Below are 19,435 nucleotides of genomic sequence, written 5' to 3'. Positions count from 1 at the left end.
GGCGGCGAGGAGGCCTCGGGCTCGCCCGCCGGGGGCTCCGCGGGCTTGCCGGGATCGGGGTCCTCGGGGCGTGAGCCAGGGCTCTCGGAGGGCACCTCGCCGTGGGCGTGGGCGATGTTGGCGGTGTTCTGCTCCAGGGCCGCCTCGCCCACGGTGCACTCGAAGGTCAGCACGGCCGCGTGCCCGCCCCACAGGTCGCCGACCGTGACGGCTATGGTGCGGCTCGCCCGGTCGTAGGCGGCGTCGGGCACCGCGATGGACTCGCCGCCGTCAACGGACAGGCGCAGGGTGCCGGGCACCGGCTCGATGCCCGCCGGCAGCGGGTCGGACACGGCGGCGGCCATGAGGCAGCTGTCGGCGGCGCCCGCGTTCTCCAGCGTGACGGTGTAGCGCAGGCGGTCCCCCAGGTGCGTCACCTTGGCGCCCGGCGCGGTCAGGTTCTCCACGCTCTTGGACACCCGGACGTCGGGGTCGGCCGGCGCCACGGTCCCGCCGCCGGGCGGCGTCGACGGATCGGTGTCGGGAGGCGCCACCGGTCCCACGTCGGGGCCGTCGGGATTCTCCGGATCGGGGCGAGTTCCCGTGGAGGAGGCGACGTTGCCCAGGTCGACGGCGGCCGGGTCGGAGAAGTCGAGCTCCCCGCGCACGGTGCACTCGAAGGTGACGGTGGCGTTGGCGCCCCCGCCGATGTCCCCGGCGGGGACCGAGAGCACGGACCGCCCGCCCGCGCCCGGCGCGGAGAGCGAGAACCTCCCCACGTCGCCGGCGGCGGTCGCGTCGGCCCTCGTGAGCGCCATGTCGGCGATGCCACCCCGTGGGTTGTCCAGCCGCACGCTGCCCTCGTCGAGCTCCAGGGACGCCGGCAGCGGGTCGGTCACCACCACGTTCGTCCAAAGCGACCCCGCCGCCCCGTTCGACGCTTCGATGGTGTAGCGGATGCGGTCGCCGGGCTGGGTGGGGCCATTCGGGTGCGTCAGGTTCTCGGCCCTCTTCGCCAGCGCGGGCGCGGGCGCGATCTTCGGTTCTGGTTTCACGGTCACGTCGTAGACCCAGGTGCTGCCGGTGTAGGCCCCGTTGGGCTCCTGCCTGAAGGTGAGCTCGCCGCGCCCGACGGCCGTCGGGTCAAGCACCAGGGTGTAGGACCCGTCCTCTCCCCGCACCGGGTTGCCGTCCTCGCCGCGCAGGAAGTCGGCCTCGAACACGTTGCCGCTGGCGTCGGTCACCGACACGGGCCCCGACGAGGGCGTGTCCACCTTCAGCAGCACGCGGCCCGGGTGCGGGTCGGCCTCGCTCGGCTCGCCCCAGGTGGTGACGATCTCGCCGCGGAACACCTTGTCGCCGGGCTTTCCTGGGTCGGCGCCCGGGTCGGCGGGCTGCCCCGGCCCCGTCGACACCTCGGGCTCGGGCGCGTCGGGGTCGGCGCAGTCGGGGTCGGGCTCGGGCGTTACCGTGGGGTTCGGGTCGATGGGGTCGATGGCCACCTCCACCCGCGGCACGGTTTCGTCCGCATCCGGCGCGGCGCTCGCCAGGTAGTTGGCCGGCTGCCCGGCGTCGGCCTGGGCGGCCGAGGGCGGCAGGAACCGGAGCGCTATCTCGTGGCGTCCCTGCTGGCCCTGGGTGGGCACGAGGAAGTCGGAGGCGGAGGCCGCCCGGGCCAGCGAGAAGAGCGCGGTCGATCCTCCCCGGCCGTTGTCCACCTTCTTGGCCGTCACGCGGGGGTCGCCCTCGGGGATGGGGTTGCCCTCGGCGTCCGGGTCGCCCGCGTACACGAGGTCAACCGGCGCGCCCACGGGCTTGCCGTCCACGTAGATCTGCACCTGGCCCCGCGGGGCCTGGCAGGTGGGCTTGGTGGCCTCCGACCCGGGCCGGCCGTCAACGGTGGGGGCGGCGCCAATGGTTGCGCTCACCTTGAGCACCTGGTCGGAGGGGTGGGCCACGTCTCCCGGGTCCCCGTCGTCCACCCACTCGGCTGCGATGCCGCTCACTTGCGAGGCGATGGGCCAGATGGTGAACTGGCCGGTGGCACGGTGCCCCCAGTAGCTCTCGGAGAACTTTCCCTCGGTGTCGTTGGAGTACTGGGTCGATATGGCGGTGAACTTCATGGTGCCGACATCGGAGCCGTCGCCCGTCTCGGCGCCCACCGGGTTGCCGGCGCTGTCGAGGTGCTGGTACTTGAAGGTGATCTTGTCGGCCTCGGTCAGGTCGCGTCCGTCGGGGGTATGCAGGGGCAGGGGGAACATGGATGCGCCCTTGCCGTCGTAGTACTTGTCGAGCGACGCCAGGTAGTCGGCGTCCAGGGTGAAGTCGGCGTAGCGGCGCAGCTTGCCGTCGTTGGTGACCCCGGGCGGCAGCGAGCTGTCGGAGGGTCGGAACAGGGGCAGCGGCGTGACGGGGGTGGGGTTGCCGTCCTTATCGAGGTGGTCGGTGTCCAGGTAGGTGAGCTTCACGGTCACCTCGCTGTCCTGCTTCACGATCTTGGGCAGCCACAGGTACAGGTTCCCCTTGTCGAACTCGGCGGGCGCTCCGTAGTCGTAGGGCTCGCCGTCCACGAGCAGCTGCCAGTCGGTGATCTTGTAGGTGTTCTCGCCCACGTCGGATCTGAGGTCCACCTGGATCATCTCGATGGGCTCGCCCGCGCCGTTGTAGGCCTCGGCTCCGTTGCCGCCGAGGAACCGGAAGTCCGCGACGTCGCCACCATTGCCGATGGAGCCGCCGGTAATGGTGATCTTGACGCCGGTCTGACCCATGTCGCAGGTGCCGGCCGAGGGGATGAGCGTGCCGCCGGTGAGGATGATCTGATAGCCGTCGGCCCGGGTGCTGGCGCAGCAACCCTGCCCGAACCCTCCCGAGCACTCGCCGCCCGTGGCCTTCACGTAGCCTCCGTTGATGCGGATGTTGCCGCAGCGCGTGCCAGCGCTCCCGTTGCGTACGCCGCCGCCGATGCCGGCTGCGTGGTAGCCGCCTTGGGTCTCGATATAGCCGCCGTTGATGGTGATCCACTCGTCGATGCTGGTGCCATCGCCAAACGAGCCGCCGCCGATACCGGCCGAGCCGCCGACATCGGTAACGGGCTTCTTTGCGAGAATGCGGCCGCCCTCGATGGTGATGGCGCCGCCCGCCTCGGAATGGCCGCCGCCGATGCAGGCACCGTCAAGGTTGCTGCTCATGGTCGAGGAGACATCGAGGGTTCCCGGGTTGTCGCTGGCAAGGACGCTGAGGGGATCGCCCCGTTTCACCCGGGTCTTTCCGTCATCGAGGGTCGCATCGACGCTCACCTCGCCGTTCTCGGGGACGATGCCGCTGTTGGGCACCGTGTCGTCGATGACGAGCTTGCCTCTCGTGGTGCATCGCAGGCCCGCGGCGCCATTGCGGCTGGCAAACAGGCTGTTGAGCGTCCCGTCGGCAAGCACAAGGTGGAGGGAGGCTCCGGGTTCCACGCTAATGGCACTGGAGGAGGTTGAGATGGAGACGCCGTTGAGCACGATGCGCGCGTCAGTGCCGTCGGGGATGAGGATGCTTGTGGTGCAGGAGGAGCCCATGTTCTTGTTCTGCGCGACGAGGTGCTTGGGCGTCAGCACGGTCACCTGGTCGGCGGTGCTATTGTAGGAGAAGTCGCCGGCTTCGGCTGTGTCTCCGTCGATGCCCCAGAAAACCAAGCCGCCGAGCTCGATGACCGATGCGGGGCGCGGCAGGGGGCTGCCGGTGTTGATGTCGTCGAGCGGCACCTGCGCACGGGGTGAATCCGAAGGGGGATTGTCGGAGGCCGGCGCCGCTGGGCCGTCGGCTGTCGCGGCGACGAGGGGGAGCGCTGCTCGCGCGATGGCGTCGGCGACGGAGGTGACATCGGGATGCGCCTGGTCGGCTGTCGCCGAGGGGGTGGAAGGGGAGAGGGCGCCGTCTCCCGACGGATCTGCGGAGTCGGGCGAGTCTTCCGGCGGATCGGCCTCAACTGGGGCGGTCTCGCCGGTCGCGGCAGCGTCGTCTACGACCTCAGAAAACTCGATGGGGGGGGGGTCTGTGTGCCCTGGCCCTCCGGCTCGGCGAGCGCGACCGCGGGCAGCATCCCGCAGGCGAGCACGGCCGCCAGGCCGAGGCTCAGAAGCGATCCCCGTCGCTTCTCTCTCATGTCGGATCTCCTTCTCTCATGGGTAAGAGTCCGCCCGAATATACCCCTTCGCCCCGCTTTCCGCAACCCTGAGCGGCGCGGTCGGGGGTTGGAGAGGCTCGCAACTCGCGCTTCTGCTGGGCTGCAGCAGCGTTTGGCATCGTGCGGCCTGCAGGCGAGGAGACGGCCTTAGGCTACGAAGCCGCCATGTCGGCGAGGGTCTTGCTCTCCAGGTAGGCGTTCACGGCGTTTTGGAGGCCTCCCCACACAAGCCGGCTCGGGCAGGCGTCGGCGCGCTCGCAGGCGAGTAGGTCGTTGGTGCAGGTCATCAGGTCGAGACCGTCTTCCGAGGCGGCGATGACATCGGCCAGGGTGATCTGCGCGGGCGGCCGGGCCAGCTGGTAGCCGCCCTGGTGGCCGCGGGTAACGGCAAGCAGGCCAGCTGCGGTGAGGGGGGCGACCACCTGCTCCAGGTACTTTTTCGAGAGGCCCTGGCGATCTGCCACGTCCTTTAGGGGCGTGCATCCCTCATCGTAGCGCTCGGCCAGATCGAGCATGACGCGCATGCCGTAGCGAGTTTTCGTTGATATCTTCACAGGGCCACCATTCTCTCCTTGACATTCTCATTTTCCAGTTTATATTAAAACCTATCAAACTACTAGACTTAGATGGGACGGCTGCGGGGCCCTCGGAGGAGCGAGCGGCGCCGAGGGCCCCATCGCAAAGAGAACGAGGAACCGTGAGCCCCATGAAGCAGATCTACCTCGACCACGCCTCAACCACGCCGGTGCGCCCCGAGGTGGTGGAGGCCATGCTGCCGTACTTCACCGAGCAGTTCGGCAACCCGTCGTCTATCTACCCGCTCGGCCAGGAGGCCGCCGACGCCGTGGCCGCCGCCCGCGAGACCTTGGCCGGCCTTATCGGCGCCGCGCCCCGCGAGGTGTACTTCACCAGCGGCGGCACCGAGTCGGACAACTGGGTCATCAAGGGCTTTGCCCGGGCCAACGCCGCCAAAGGCAAGCACCTCATCACGAGCGCCATCGAGCACCATGCGGTGCTGCACGCCTGCGAGGCCCTGGAGAAGGAGGGCTTCGAGGTGACCTATCTGCCCGTGGACGAGCACGGCCTCGTGCGCCCCGAGGACTTTGCCGCGGCCATCCGCCCCGACACTACGTTGGCCTCCATCATGTTCGCCAACAACGAGATCGGTACCATCGAGCCCGTTGCCGCGTTGGCTTCCATCGCCCGCGAGCACGGCGTGGCCTTTCACACCGACGCGGTGCAGGCCTTCGGCCACGAGCCCATCGACGTGAAGGAGATGGGTATCGATATGCTGTCCGCCTCGTCTCACAAGATCTACGGGCCCAAGGGCGTAGGCCTGCTCTACATCCGCAAGGGCGTGAAGGTGGAAAACTTCATCGACGGCGGCCAGCAGGAGCGCGGCCGTCGTGGTTCCACCGAGAACGTGCCCGGCATCGTGGGCTTCGCGAGGGCGGCCGAGCTGGCTGCGGCCGACATGACGGCCGAGCACGATCGGCAGCGGGCCCTGCGCGATCACACCATCCGCCGCATTCTGGACGAGATTCCCTCGGCGAAGTTGAACGGCAGCTGGGAGAGCCGTCTGGCCAACAACGTGAACTTCTCCTTCGAGTTCATCGAGGGCGAGGGCATGCTGTTGCAGCTGGCGGCTCGCGGCATCTGCGTGTCGTCGGGGAGCGCCTGCACCTCCGGCTCGCTGGATCCGAGCCACGTGCTTCTGGCCATCGGCCTGCCCCACGAGATCGCCCACGGCAGCCTGCGCATGACCATCGGCCGCGACACCACCTTGGAGGACGTGGACTTCGCCGTGGACTCCCTGAAGGCCACGCTTCAGAACCTGCGCATGATGAGCCCCCTGTACGAGGACTTCCAGCACGGCAAGGTGGCCTCGGTCATCGCGCGCCTGAAGGAAGGCGGCTTCCCCTACGCGAGCTAGCCCGGGCGGCACGGAAGGCGCGGCCCGTCCGGTGGTTCGCGGTCGCTCCGTCTGACGGCTCCCGACCCGCGCCCTGTACACGAATCCCACTTCAACGACGACATTTTCAACGAAAAGAGGAACAACCATGGCAATGAACTACTCCGATAAGGTGATGGAGCACTTCACCAACCCCCAGAACGTGGGCGAGATCGAGAACGCGAGCGGCTGCGGCACGGTGGGCAACGCCGTGTGCGGCGACATCATGCGCGTGTATCTGGACATCGACGAGAACAACGTCATCCAGGATGCGAAGTTCAAGACCTTCGGCTGCGGGGCCGCCATCGCCACCAGCTCCATGGCCACGGTGCTCGTGAAGGGCAAGACCGTGCAAGAGGCCCTGGAGGTGACCAACAAGGCCGTGATGGATGCGCTGGACGGCCTGCCGCCGGTGAAGGTACACTGCTCGCTTCTGGCCGAGGAGGCCATCCACGCGGCGCTGTGGGACTACGCCGAGAAGAACAACCTCGTCATCGAGGGCCTGGAGAAGCCGGTGACCGATATCGGCGAGCACGACCATCATCACGATCTGGTGGAGGACGAGGACTAAAGGCCTGGGGACTCTGCGGAAGAGGGGCGGCCGCCTGCCGAGGGCGGTCGCCCCTCTTTGCGTTCAGGCGGCCACGACGATGATGTTGGTGGCCCCGTCGCCGCTACAGGTTTGCAGGACGATGGACTCCCCATAGCCGGTGACGCGTGCGGCGATGGTCTTCCACGTGGCGGTGACTTCTGCGGTGAATACCGTGCGCACGGTATAGGTGCGGCTTCTTCCCGCGTTGTCGCACAGGATGACGGCGCTGCCAACGCCGAGGCCTTTTACCGGGGAGAACGATCCGGGGTTGTGGCCGACGAAGTAGCCCCAGGAGCCGTCGGTGGTGTCGTCTGAGCCGAGCCAGAGGCCGGCTCCGCTGTCGGGGGTGGTGCCCCCGCGCACGTCGCGGTAGGGGATGATCGCGCCCCCGATGTTCAGGCTGCGGGCAGCCATTCCCGGCTCGGGGGCTGCCGGCGCCGGGGGCTTCGGTTCCGAGGCGCCGTTGCCGCCGCCCGCGTCGTCCTCGCTCCGATCATCGGCGGTGCCGGAGTCGGCGGGGTCGCCCGCTGGGGGCTCGCTGGTGCTGCGGTCGGGGGCCGGTGCAGGAGAGGTGCCGGCCCCTTCATCGGCTGAGGGGGATGGCCCTGCGGCCGGGCTGGCGGGGGAGCCCGCTGAGGCGCCATCGGCCAGGTCGGTGGGGTCCGGCTCATCCCCGTCGGCCATGGACGGGCCGGGATGTTCGGATGCAGCGCTGGCATCCAGGGTTGCCGGTCGGGCGGCGCGGCGCACCTGGTGGGCGGCCCCAGAGCCGCGGGCAAGGCCCCGCTCGGCGAGGCTGCGGATGTGGTCGCGCACTGCTGCGGCCACGACGCCATTGTCGCTCCCGTTGGGGGAACGGCTTTCCGCGGCGGGGGTGCCCGCTGTGCTTTCCGGTGCGGCCACGGCCTCTTCAAGGGCCCAGGCGAGGGCGCCTGAGGCTGCGAGCCCCAGGACGAGGGCTGCGGAGATGGCCCATGCGGGGATGGCTCTCGGCTTCTTCGCGTTCTCCATGGCTCCTCCTTCGGTTGGGCGGTCGGGGTGCACGAATCCAAAGGACCCCTTGCCCTCTGTTTCTGTCCTATAGCGAATATTTGTTCGCATTTTAGCGGGGTATTTGAAGAATGTAAATAGCAATTCCCATTAAATGATCACCGTTTTCTCTTCAAAATCATTTTGCTATCGTAGTAGTGTCCCTTCGATATCTCCCGCATAGCGCCTCTGCGTCGCCCGGGCATTTCCCTTGAACCGTGCTCCCGTCGCCGGGAGGCTTCCCGCAAATCGCCCCCGCGCCGTTCCCGCACCGCTCTCCATTCAGCCGTGGTTCGCCGCGCCGTTTCGTGCCCCGGCCTTTTGCCTTGGAGTGAGGGTAAACTTGATGACAGTTCTCCTGAGGTACTATCGGGGGGTGTATGATGGACGGCACGGATAGAAGAGGCCCGAGGGGAGCGCCCATGGAGGACGAAGGCAGGAAGTACTGGCTGTCAGTGGCGGCCTTCGTCGTCGTGTTCGTGGCCGTCATCATCACGTTCTCCATGTTCATGCAGCAGACGAGCAACCGCATCGTAGCCCAGACGAGCCAGTACGTCTCCGATGCCACCGATCAGACGGCCAAGCTCGTGTCCACATTCATGCAGAACACCCAGAAGGACATCGAGACCATCGCGGCCCTGGCCTCGGAATCCCCCGATGCCGCCCAGGTGGCCACGAGCGAGGAGTGGCTGCGCTCCGTCGGCGAGATCGCCCCCTTCGATTCCATCGACTTCGTGGATGCCGACGGCATCCAGCACTCGCCCGGCCTCGGTGCTGTGGACGTGAGCGATCGGGTCTACTACGAGCGGGCCATGGCTGGCGAGTCGGGCATTGAGTGCGTGTTCAACACCCGCCTCACCCATGAGAACCTCGTGTACTTCTATGCCCCGGTGCGCGAGGGGGCTGACGGCCCCATCATCGGGCTCCTGCTGGCTCATTACGACGAGGAGCGCCTGACGGGGCTGCTTCAGAACAGCTTCTTCGGCTACGAGTCCCATGTGCTGCTGTGCTTGCCCACGGGCGAGGTGGTGGCCTCTAGCGGAGAGTTCGTGGGCATGAACCTGCTGGCCGAGGCCGAGGCCGCCTCCAGTGTGAGCGCCCGCCAGATCGAGCTGGCCTTCGAGGGCAGCCAGGGGGCCACCTTCACCTACGAGGCCGGCCACGGCCTCGATTCGGCCTGCGTCAAGGTCGTGCCCGGCTTGAACTGGATGATCGTCGAGACCTTCCCCTCGGCCGCCACCGAGCAGATGATCAACGCCGCCAACGAGGGCGGCTGGAATGCCCTGTTCGTCATCGTGCTGGTGTTCCTCGCGGTGCTCGTGGGCATCATCGCCTTCAACAACCACCGTCATCGCACCCTGGCCCGCTCCATGCGGGACCGCATCGATGTGCAGACCGGGGTGGGCAAGCTCACCGAGCGTCTGGTGCTCATCGATTTCCCCGCGAACCATTTCCGCTACATGAGCGGACCGGTGATGTCGGACGACCCCCATGCGACCGAGGGCGACTACGACTACATGGTGCGGCGGCTCGAGCGGCTCGTGGTGGGCGAGGAGGCGAAGCGCGAAGTGGTCGAGCAGTTCAGTCGCGAGGCCGTCATAGCCGCCATGGCCGATGGGGTGGACAATCTCGGTTTCGAGTATCAGATCAATCGCAGCGGCCGGTTGAAATGGGAGAACATCAACCTCATTTGCGTGGAGCGCGACGGAGAGGGACGGGCATCCCGCGTGGTGTACACCACTCAGGACGTGACGGCGATGAAGGCCCGCGAGAAGCGCCTCCAGCAGGCCATGGAGGATTCCTATCGCGCCGCTGTGGCCGCCAACAGCGCCAAGAGCGACTTCCTCTCCCGCATGAGCCACGACATCCGCACCCCCATGAACGCCATCATCGGCATGACCGAGCTGGCCCGCATGAGCGAGGGCGATTGGGAACGGGTGAGCGATTGCCTTGGGAAGATCACGCTGTCGAGCAATCATCTGCTCGGGCTCATCAACGAGGTGCTCGATCTGTCCATGATCGAGAACGGCCGGTTGGTGCTGAATGTGGCCCCCGTGGATCTGCGGGAGCTTGTAGCCGAGACCGAGACGGTGTTCGCTGCTCGCTGCCAAGAGACGGGGGTGACGTTCTCCGTTGCCGTCGAATCCCTGGTTCACCCGATGGTGGAGGCCGACGACCTGCGCTTGCAGCAGGTGTTCATGAACATGCTCGGCAACGCCGTGAAGTTCACTCCGGCCGGGGGACGGATATCCATGGTCCTCATCGAGCATCCGGCCCGCGTGGAGGGGACGAGCGACTACGAGTTCATCTTCTCCGATACCGGCTGCGGTATGGACCCCACCTTCGTCGAGCACGTGTTCGAGCCTTTCACGCGGGAGCATGACTCCCGCACCGAGCGGGTGGAGGGCACGGGGCTCGGCCTCTCCATCGTCCAGAGCGTCGTGTCGCTCATGGGGGGTACCATCGAGGTGGAGAGCGCCCCTGGGGCGGGGAGCACCTTCACCGTGCATGTGAACCTGCGCCACGACGAGGGGGCCGCCGATGTTCCTGCCGGCGCGGGCGATCCCAATGCGGCGCCCGACGGCTCCGAGCGCGGGGCGACCCCGCTGCCCGAGGCTCCTTCTGCCCCGACGAGCGCCCTGCCCGCGGCCCGCGTGCTGCTCGTAGAGGATAACGAGCTGAACAGCGAGATTGCCGCCGCCCTGCTGGAATCCCTCGGGCTGACCGTGGAGTGCGCTTTCGACGGCCAGGAGGCCCTGGACAAGCTTGCTGCCCACGAGCCCGGTCACTTCGCCGTGGTGCTCATGGACATCCAGATGCCGGTGATGAACGGTCTGGAGGCCACCCGCCGCATCCGCGCGAGCGAGCGGGCCGACTTGCGAGCACTGCCCATCGTGGTGCTGTCGGCCAACGCCTTCACCGAGGACGTGCAGGAATCGAAGCGGGCCGGTGCCGATGACCACCTCTCCAAGCCCATCAGTGTGAAGGACCTGGCCGCCACCCTGCGCGGAATCCTCGGGTAGCGCGCTCCTTCCCAGTGTTAAGATAGCCAGCACGTATATTCGAGGGAAGCGGCGGCGTCATTGGCCGCCCGTCTTCCGGATAGGAGCATCGATTCCTCATGGCTAAGGGAACCTTCGGCGTCACCACGCCCATCTACTACATCAACGCCGCGCCCCATCTGGGCACCGCCTACACTACGGTGGCGGCCGACACCATCACCCGCTACCAGCGCATGAACGGCTACGACGTGTCGTTCGTCACCGGTACCGACGAGCATGGCCAGAAGATCGCCGAGACCGCCGAGAAGAACGCCATGACCCCCCAGGCCTGGTGCGATTCTTTGGCCCCGGCCTTTACCGACGCGTGGAAGACGCTGAATATCGACTACACGAACTTCGTGCGCACCACCGAGGATCGCCAGACCCGCGCGGTGCAGAAGTTTTGGGGCGCCCTGCACGATGCCGGCTGGCTGTACAAGAGCGCCTACGAGGGCTGGTACTGCGTCCATGAGGAGACCTACTACGCCGAGAGCGACCTGGAGAAGAACGACGACGGCGAGTTCGTCTGCCCCGATTGCAAGCGCCCCGTGCGCTACGAGGCCTCCGGCGAGGAGAACTGGTTCTTCAAGCTGTCCGAGTTCCAGGACCGTCTGCTGGCCTTCTACGACGAGCACCCCGACTTCATTCGTCCCGTCACGCGTCGAAACGAGATCGTCTCCTTCGTGAAGGGTGGCCTGAACGACCTGTCCATCTCCCGTTCCAGCTTCGACTGGGGCATTCCCGTGCCGTGGGATGAGGGTCACGTGTTCTACGTGTGGGCCGATGCGCTCATCGCCTACCTCACCGGCATCGGCTACGGCGACGACGAGCGCGAGGCCGAGTTCGACGGCCGCTGGCCCATCCAGTACCACTTCGTGGGCAAGGACATCACCCGCTTCCACTGCGTGATCTGGCCGGCCATGCTCATGGCCGCCGGCATGCCCATCACCCACACGGTGTTCGGCCACGGTTTCCTGCTCACCAAGGGCGAGAAGATGTCGAAGTCCAAGGGCAACGGGCTTATGCCCGCCGATCTGGTGAAGGTCTTCGGTGTGGATGCCTACCGCTACTACTTCATGAGCGATGTGCAGTTCGGCCATGACGGCTCCATCTCCATGGAGCGCATGGTGCAGGTGTACAACGCCGATCTGGCCAACACCTGGGGCAACCTGGTTTCTCGCGTGACCAACATGACCACGAAGTACTTCGAGGGCCGCGTGCCCGAGGCACCGGCCGCAGCGGCCGAGAACCCCCTGCGCGAGATCGCCGATACGCTGTACGCGGACTATGACGCCTGCATGGCCGAGGTGGACTTCACCGGGGCGGCCGCGGCTGTGCAGAAACTCGCGAGCCGCGTGAACCTCTACGTGGAGGAAAGTGCCCCGTGGGCCCTGGCCAAGGATCCTGCGCGTGCCGATGAGCTGGCCGGCGTGCTGTACAACTGCTTGGAGGCCATCCGCATCATCGCGCTGTACCTGGCGCCGTTCATGCCCAACACCTCGGCCGAGGTGTTCCGCCGCCTGGGTCTGGGCGACATCGCGGAGGTGACCGACATTAAGGAGGCCACGGCCTGGGGCCAGCTTCCCGCCAGCGTGGCCGTGGAGGTGGGCGAGCCCCTGTTCCCGCGCCTGGACGTGGACAACCTGCCGGAGCTGTAAGAAAGTAATACGTTATTTTGTATGCTATAATGAGCGAGCACTAGCAAAGTCCGACTGCGGGCGGCGCTTCGAGAGATTGGAGTACCGCCTATGTTTGAACAGGTTCTTTTTGCCGCAGCCGCGGCCGCCACCATAGCAGGCTTCCTTTTGGAAGTCTGGCGAGAAACGAAATCAATCGTGCAGGAGGATGACGAGGGGAGAAACAGAAAAGGCCAGCGCTAACTGACCTTTTCCGAATCGATAACACCCGCGCCGCCCGCCTAGGCTCACAACCACCGGGCTTTGCTGGTGCAACCATTATAGCAGCTTGGGAAGCGGATTGCTAGGAAACTGCATGGATAACGACGAGCCGATATTCTACGACGGAAAGTTCCGCCAGAAGCGCAAACACGGGGTGTGGCGCGAGGTGGAGGCGCCGGTGCTCGAGGTGCCGGTGGCCGACACCCACGCGCACCTGCAGATGCTGCGCGACCCGGCGCTGGAGCTGGCCCGCTGTGCGATGCACGGCGTGACCTTCGTGGAAACCATCGTGGATCCTGCCGATGACGGCTTTGGCACCTTCGAGGCGCTGCCGGGCTGGCTTATGGAGGCCTCGGCCGACCTGCGGGCCATGGTGGCCGCTGAAGGGGCCGGTGAGGGAGCGGGCGGGGAAGAGCGCCGGGCGCTGCCCCCGCTGCCTGCGGTGCGCATCGCCGCCGGCGTGCACCCACACAACGCCAAGGACCTCACGGACGACCTGGCCGCGGCCCTGGGCGAGCGCCTGCGGGATCGCCGGGTGAGCGCCGTGGGCGAGATCGGGCTCGATTACCACTACGACCTGTCGACCCGAGCGGTGCAGCGCGAGGCGTTCCGGACCCAGATTCGCCTGGCGAAGGCGGCGGGGCTGCCCGTCGTCCTCCACATGCGCGAGGCCCACGACGACGGCTTCGCCATTCTGGTCGAGGAGGGCTTTCCCGAGGCCGGCACCTTGCTGCACTGCTTCAACTTGGATGGGGTTGAGGTAGCCCGCTGGGTGGAAGCGGGCTGCTTCATCGCCTTCGGCGGCCCGCTCACGTTCAAGCGCGCCGAGGAAGTGCGCGAAGCGGCCCGGATAGTGCCGGTGAACCGCCTGCTCACCGAGACCGATTCCCCCTACATGACCCCCGAGCCCCTGCGCGGCACTTTGTGCGGGCCGGCCCACGTGGTGTGGACTGCCGACGTGCTCTGCGCGGTGCTCGGCGCCGATACGCCCGAGGCCCGCGCGACCCTGCTTGCCCAACTGTACGCCAATGCCGAGGTGCTGCTCAACCGCGCCCCCACCCCCTGGCAGAAGGAGCCCTCCCATGCATAGAGTCATCCTGCACGGATCGTGCCGTGCCGACGGTCGCAGCGCGGCCCTCGCCGACGAGCTGTTCAACGCCTGCATCGAGGAGTGCCCCGACGACGGCGTGTCCATCGTGTCGGTGTCCTCCACGGACGTGGGGCCCTGCATCGGCTGCGACGAGTGCCGCGCCCTCTCGGAGGAGCCTATCCACGTGTTCCAGGAGGGCGACCCGCTCCTGCCCCAGGAGACGGTTGTGGAATCGGAGGCGCTCTTTCACCACTGCGTCATCGACGACGACATGGACGAGGTGCGCAAGCACCTGGATGCGGCCGACGAGCTCATCGTGGTGTGCCCGGTGTACTTCGCCGGCGCCCCGGCCCAGATGAAGGCCCTGCTCGACCGCCTGCAGCCCTACTACTTCACCGATCTGCGCACGCGGCCCAAGCGGCCGGCGGTGCTGCACGTGGTGGGCGCGGGAGGCGATCCCCACGGCTTTGAGCCGCTTATCGGCAGCCTGCGCTCGGCCCTGTCCGTGACGGGCTTCACCCTGGAGCTGGTGCTCGACTGGGTGGGCAAGATTCGCGCCGACGGCGAGATCACCGCCGAGGCCGAGGAGTACCCGCTGCCCCCGGTGGGCGGCTTCGGCGCCCTCGGGCTCGATGGGGAGGATTGCGGCGAGGCGATGGCGGATGGCGGGGAATCCCCGGCGTCTTTCGTAGGTTTTGCCGAGGAGGAATTTGCGGTGGCCTTCGAAACGGAAGACGACGATGGCGGTCGGGATGACGACTGGGGCGGCGGTCGAGGCGAGCGGGTCGGCTCCAGTTCCGGTTCTGGCTCCGGCCCTGATTGCCGCGGTCGCGCCAAGCTCTCGGTGAGCTCGCCGACGCCTGCGGTGAAGGACGAGGCCGCGAAGGGGTCGGGCGGCGCACGCGGTTCCCACGGGTCGCGCAAGTCCTCGGGCAAGGGGGGCGGTCCCGCCTACGGCAAGAAGAACGCCAAGAAGAAGGGCAACGGCCGTGGCGGCCGCCGCTAGCGGACGGGGCCGGGATGACCTCGCCGGCGACGGTGGGCGCCTCTCGCCCCTTTCCACTCCGAGTGCCACGCGGCTCGTGCTGGAGGCCCACGGCATCGGCACTAAGTACACTCTGGGCCAGAACTTCCTCGTGAACGACGACGTGCTGAAGAGGATCATCGCCCTAGCCGAGGTAGGGGAGCGCGACCGCATCCTGGAGGTGGGCCCCGGCATCGGCACCCTCACCATCGCGCTTCTGAAGCACGCTGCAAGTGTGGTGGCCGTCGAGCGCGACCCCGACCTGCCCGCCGTGCTGGCCGACACCCTGTACCCCTGGCGCGAGCGGTTCGCCCTCATCGAGAAGGACGCCCTGAACTTGACCGCGGCGGACATCGGTGAGCCTCTCCCTAACAAGTTCGTGTCCAACCTGCCCTATGCCGTGGCGGCCACGGTGGTGCTCGACTACTTCCAGCAGTTTCCCTTCCTGGAATCGGCCACGGTCATGGTGCAGAAAGAGGTGGCCGATCGCATGGCTGCCGAGCGGGGGACCAAGAACTACGGGGCTTACACGGTGAAGCTCGGCCTGTACGCCGAGGTAGCGGGTCGCTTCGCCGTGGGTCCGGGCAATTTCTTCCCGCCGCCGCGCGTCGATTCCGCCGTCATTCGCCTGAACCGCCGGGTGCCCCGCATGGCCGACGGCGCCCCGGCTGCCCCCGAGGTCATAGCGGCCGCCTGCCTCATGGCCGATGCCGCCTTCGCGAACCGCCGCAAAACCCTGGCGAATTCCTGCAAGACCTACTTCGCGGGGCGTGGGGGTATTGCCCTGACACCGATCGGCGACCTGGCGGAGGCAACCGACTCCGTGACGCTGGACGGTCCGGCGGTGGCCTCCCGGCTGCCGGCTCTCTTCGAGGCGGCTGCCATCGACCCGAGGCGCCGCGGTGAGACCCTCGACCAAGGGGAGTTCCTTGCTTTAGGGGCGGCCCTGCTGGCTCTGACGGGCGCGAGCGCCGGAGCGGCGGCCGAATAAGGTACAATAGCGGGTCTCATTGATCCTATGGCAGAGAGGGGCGAGCCCGATGGCCGCACAGCAGCGTAATAAGCATACGGGGCGCGCGAAGCGCATCGTCGTGGCCGCGGTGGCCCTGGTGGTCCTCGTGGCCGTGGGCATCGCCCTGGCCTCGACGGCCGCTAACACCGAGGATCCAGACTATTCCGGCCTGGCGGTAGAGACGGAACCCACCCGGCCCCAGGCCCCCGAGCCGAAAGAGGAGGAGCCGGCCGAAGAGGCTGCCCCGGTTCCGCAGGATCCTGCCGAGGAGCCGGCGCGGCCCGTGGCCTCCCCCTCTCAGAACGGAGCGCTTCATGTGGAGGGGTCCCAGCTCGTGGATGCCGCCGGCGATCCCGTGCAGCTGCGGGGCGTTTCCACCCACGGCCTGGCCTGGTACCCCCAGTACGTGAACGAGGAGCTCTTCAGCGAGCTGCGCGAGGACTGGGGCGCCAATGCCGTGCGTTTTGCCCTGTACTCCGACGAGGAGGGGGGCTACGCCACTGATGGCCGTCGCGTCGAGCTGAACGACCTGGTTCTGAAGGGTGTCGAGTACGCCACGGCTGCCGACATGTACGCCATCGTGGACTGGCACATCCTGTCGGACGGCAATCCGCGCACCCACGCTTGGGCCGCCGAGGAGTTTTTCAAGCTCGTGTCGGCCCGCTTGGCCGATCACGACAATGTGATCTACGAGATCTGCAACGAGCCCAACGGGAAGACCGCCTGGGCGGATGTGAAGGCCTATGCGGCCGAAATCATTCCCGTCATCCGTGCCAACGATCCCGATGCCGTCATCGTCGTCGGTACGCCCACCTGGTCCCAGGACATCCAGGATGCAGCCGCCGACCCGCTCTCCGAGGACAACATCATGTACGCGCTCCACTTCTACGCGGCCACTCACCAGGACGACCTGCGCGACCGCCTCAAGACCGCCGTGGAGGGCGGCCTGCCGGTATTCGTCACCGAGTTCGGCATCTGCGAGGCTTCGGGTGCCGGCGAGATCGACTACGAGTCGGCCGATGAGTGGCTCGCCCTCATGGACGAGCTCAACGTGAGCTACATCTGCTGGAACCTGTCGAACAAGGAGGAAGCGTCGGCCCTGTTCAAGTCCGACGTATCGAAGACCTCCGGCTTCTCCCTGGACGATCTGAGCGAAGAGGGGCTCTGGCTCGTGGATGCCCTGCGCGGCCCCGGCTTCGATCGCAAGGAGGTGCAGCTGGCTCGCGCCGACAAGAAACCGAACGCCACGGGCTCGGCCATGATGGCCTTCGCCGAGGATACCATCCAATGGCAGCTGAACGTGACCGAGACCTGGGAGGAGGGCGACCGCACCTTCTTCAAGTACGAGATGGCGGGCAGCAACTACAGCGCCGCTACGAAGAAGTGGTCGGTTACCATCCCCTTCAACGCCGACGTGACGCTAGAGGACAGCTGGAACTGCAAGGCGAGCGCCGCGGCCAACGAGCTGACCGTTTCCAACGACAGCCACAACGGGAAGGTGGGTGCCGGCGATTCGGTGTCCGATATCGGCTTCATCGTCAGCGGTCCCGCCAAACTGGCCGTCGTGGACCTGTAGCCATGGCGGTATCTCTCGAGGCCGCCCGCTCGGTGCTGGCCCGGCAGTTCGGCTATGCCGATTTCCGTCCGGGCCAGGAGGCCGTGGTGGCCGCCGTGCTCGCCGGTCGCGATGCCCTGGCGGTCATGCCCACGGGCGCGGGGAAGTCTGTCTGCTATCAGGTGCCGGCCGTGGTGCTCGACGGCCTGACCGTGGTGGTGAGCCCTCTCGTGTCGCTCATGGCCGATCAGGTGCGGGCCTTGAAGGAGGCCGGCATTCGCGGGGCCTATCTCAACTCCACGCTCACGCCGGCCCAGCAGGCCGAGGTGCTCGCCCGGGCTCGGGCCGGGGCCTATGATCTCATGTACGTAGCCCCTGAGCGCCTGGCCGATCCGCGCTTCACCGCCTTCGCCGCCGAGGCCCCCATTCCCTTCGTGGCCGTGGACGAGGCCCACTGCGTGTCCCAGTGGGGCCAGGACTTCCGCCCCTCCTACCTGGCCATCGGCGACTTCATCGCGGCTCTGCCCGTCCGGCCGGTCGTGGCGGCCCTCACGGCCACAGCCACCGAGCGGGTGCGGGCCGATATCGTGCGCCTGCTCGGTCTGCGCGATCCGACCCTCACGGTGACCGGATTCGACCGTCCCAACCTGCGCTTTGCCGTGGAGCGCTGCGAGCCGAAGCGCAAGGACGCCCGCCTCGACGCCTTCATCGACGAGCGCCGGGCGGAAAGCGGCATCGTGTACTGTTCCAAGCGCGCCTGCGTGGAAGAGGTGTGCGCGCACCTGCGGGAGCGGGGCATTGCCGCCACGCGCTACCATGCGGGCCTCTCGCCCGAGGAGCGCCAGCGCAACCAGCGGGCCTTCGTGGCCGACGATGCGCCGGTCATGGTGGCCACCAACGCCTTCGGCATGGGCATCGACAAGTCCAACGTGAGCTACGTGGTGCACTACAACATGCCCGGGTCGGTGGAGGCCTACTACCAGGAGGCCGGCCGCGCCGGCCGCGACGGGGCGCCGGCCGAGTGCCTGCTACTCTGGTGCGACGGCGATATTGCCACGGGCCGCTTCTTCATCGAGCAGGAGTCGGCCAATGAAGCCCTTACGCCCGAGGAGTCCGAGGTAGTGCGGGCCGGGCGCCGCCGCATGCTGGAGGCCATGGTGGGCTATTGCTACACCACCGACTGCCTGCGCCGCTACCTGCTCCGCTATTTCGGGGAAGACGGGGAAGGCGAGGAAGGGCTCGCGCTCGTCGACCGCGCCGGCGGCGGGGTTGGCACGGCAATGGAAGCCGGTGCGGCTGCGGCCGCTGCGGGCGATGCGGCCGCTGCGGGCGGTTCTGTGGCTGGGGGCGGTCCCGCGCTCGCGTCGCCCGACCCCCGTTGCTGTTCCAACTGCGCCGGCGAGATGGAGACTGTGGACGTGACGGCCGAGGCCCGGGCGGTCATGCGCTGCGTCCACGAGTTGCGCGGACGCTTCGGCAAGACCATGGTGGTGGACGTGCTGCGCGGGGCCGACACCGAGGCCATCCGCTCCCGGGGTCTGAACCGGGCGGCCTCCTACGGCAGCTGCGACGCCAAGCGCCCCCTGCTCATGGAAGTGGTGGAGCTGCTGGCGGCCGGCGGCTACCTCGCCATCACCGAGGGCACCTACCCGGTGGTGTGCGCCGGCGGTCGCTACCGCGAGGCGGCGCGGGACGACTTCTCCCTGTGCATGAAGCGCACGGCTTCCAAGGCGAAGCGGGGTGCGGCGGCGCGCGCGGCTGGCGGCACCGGTAGCGGCGCGACGCTGACCGCTTCCGACGAGGCCCTGTTCGAGCGCCTGCGCGCCCTGCGCAAGCGCCTGGCCGACGAGGCGGAGGTGCCGCCCTATGTGGTGTTCCCCAACACCACGCTCGCCGCCATGGCCTCCGCCCGTCCCGCCACGGCCGCCGAGTTTTTGGCCGTTCCCGGCGTGGGCGAGAAGAAGCTCGCGACCTATGGCGAGCCCTTCCTCGCCGAGATCGTCGCCTTCCAGGAGAAGGGATAGGTCGCGGCGCCCCTGCGCTTCACGCTCTTCGGCGCGCCCCTTCCGCGTTACATCCTTGTTTCTGGGCGAATT

At 67.6% G+C, this 19,435-nt stretch carries 12 protein-coding genes and 1 pseudogene; 10 read left to right on the top strand and 3 right to left on the bottom strand.

The features are described 5' to 3' along the window. Both F8D48_RS03875 and F8D48_RS03870 read right to left on the bottom strand, forming a co-directional pair. A pseudogene (locus F8D48_RS03875) lies at positions 1–3,725 on the bottom strand (DUF11 domain-containing protein); the annotation flags it as partial. Between the two features lie 574 nt (positions 3,726–4,299). After that, positions 4,300–4,701 (bottom strand): RrF2 family transcriptional regulator, encoded by a 402-nt coding sequence (locus F8D48_RS03870; protein ID WP_151430028.1) that lies wholly within the window; start codon positions 4,699–4,701, stop codon positions 4,300–4,302. A 152-nt stretch (positions 4,702–4,853) separates the two neighbouring features. Between F8D48_RS03870 and nifS the strand changes: the two genes are divergently transcribed. Both nifS and nifU read left to right on the top strand, forming a co-directional pair. Beyond that, on the top strand, positions 4,854–6,080 hold the full coding sequence (gene nifS, locus F8D48_RS03865) for a cysteine desulfurase NifS (protein ID WP_151430027.1): 1,227 nt from the start codon (positions 4,854–4,856) through the stop codon (positions 6,078–6,080). 127 nt (positions 6,081–6,207) lie between these two features. Continuing rightward, complete coding sequence (gene nifU, locus F8D48_RS03860; RefSeq protein ID WP_321194131.1) at positions 6,208–6,669, top strand: Fe-S cluster assembly scaffold protein NifU; 462 nt, start codon at positions 6,208–6,210, stop codon at positions 6,667–6,669. Positions 6,670–6,732: 63 nt separating this feature from the next. On the opposite strand, the gene F8D48_RS03855 is transcribed toward nifU, so the two are convergent. Continuing rightward, positions 6,733–7,701 carry a sortase domain-containing protein gene (locus tag F8D48_RS03855; RefSeq protein ID WP_170272713.1) on the bottom strand — a complete coding sequence of 323 codons (969 nt, stop codon included), beginning with the start codon at positions 7,699–7,701 and terminating at the stop codon, positions 6,733–6,735. A gap of 440 nt (positions 7,702–8,141) precedes the next feature. On the opposite strand from F8D48_RS03855, the gene F8D48_RS03850 reads away from it, so the two are divergent. The 8 genes from F8D48_RS03850 (at position 8,142) to F8D48_RS03820 (ending at position 19,363) form a co-directional block, all read left to right on the top strand. Beyond that, positions 8,142–10,742 (top strand): hybrid sensor histidine kinase/response regulator, encoded by a 2,601-nt coding sequence (locus F8D48_RS03850; protein ID WP_170272712.1) that lies wholly within the window; start codon positions 8,142–8,144, stop codon positions 10,740–10,742. 98 nt (positions 10,743–10,840) lie between these two features. After that, on the top strand, positions 10,841–12,418 hold the full coding sequence (gene metG, locus F8D48_RS03845; protein ID WP_151430024.1) for a methionine--tRNA ligase: 1,578 nt from the start codon (positions 10,841–10,843) through the stop codon (positions 12,416–12,418). 90 nt (positions 12,419–12,508) lie between these two features. Then, positions 12,509–12,640: a hypothetical protein gene (locus F8D48_RS12100; protein WP_257475584.1), complete on the top strand. Its 132-nt coding sequence runs from the start codon at positions 12,509–12,511 to the stop codon at positions 12,638–12,640. Between the two features lie 112 nt (positions 12,641–12,752). After that, complete coding sequence (locus tag F8D48_RS03840) at positions 12,753–13,748, top strand: TatD family hydrolase (protein ID WP_151430023.1); 996 nt, start codon at positions 12,753–12,755, stop codon at positions 13,746–13,748. Next, positions 13,741–14,754 (top strand): flavodoxin family protein, encoded by a 1,014-nt coding sequence (locus F8D48_RS03835; RefSeq protein WP_170272711.1) that lies wholly within the window; start codon positions 13,741–13,743, stop codon positions 14,752–14,754. Before F8D48_RS03840 ends, F8D48_RS03835 begins: the two co-directional genes overlap by 8 nt. Further along, positions 14,738–15,763 carry a 16S rRNA (adenine(1518)-N(6)/adenine(1519)-N(6))-dimethyltransferase RsmA gene (gene rsmA, locus F8D48_RS03830; RefSeq protein ID WP_151430021.1) on the top strand — a complete coding sequence of 342 codons (1,026 nt, stop codon included), beginning with the start codon at positions 14,738–14,740 and terminating at the stop codon, positions 15,761–15,763. Before F8D48_RS03835 ends, rsmA begins: the two co-directional genes overlap by 17 nt. A gap of 49 nt (positions 15,764–15,812) precedes the next feature. Then, a complete protein-coding gene (locus F8D48_RS03825; RefSeq protein ID WP_151430020.1) occupies positions 15,813–17,360 on the top strand; it encodes a cellulase family glycosylhydrolase in 1,548 nt (515 codons plus the stop codon). Positions 17,361–17,362: 2 nt separating this feature from the next. Further along, on the top strand, positions 17,363–19,363 hold the full coding sequence (locus F8D48_RS03820; protein ID WP_151430019.1) for a RecQ family ATP-dependent DNA helicase: 2,001 nt from the start codon (positions 17,363–17,365) through the stop codon (positions 19,361–19,363). Positions 19,364–19,435: the final 72 nt, after the last annotated feature.

This window comes from Adlercreutzia muris (assembly GCF_008831045.1).
GTDB lineage: Bacteria > Actinomycetota > Coriobacteriia > Coriobacteriales > Eggerthellaceae > Adlercreutzia > Adlercreutzia muris.
Note: the sequence above shows the minus strand (reverse complement) of the source record. Positions and strands in the feature narration are given on the sequence as shown.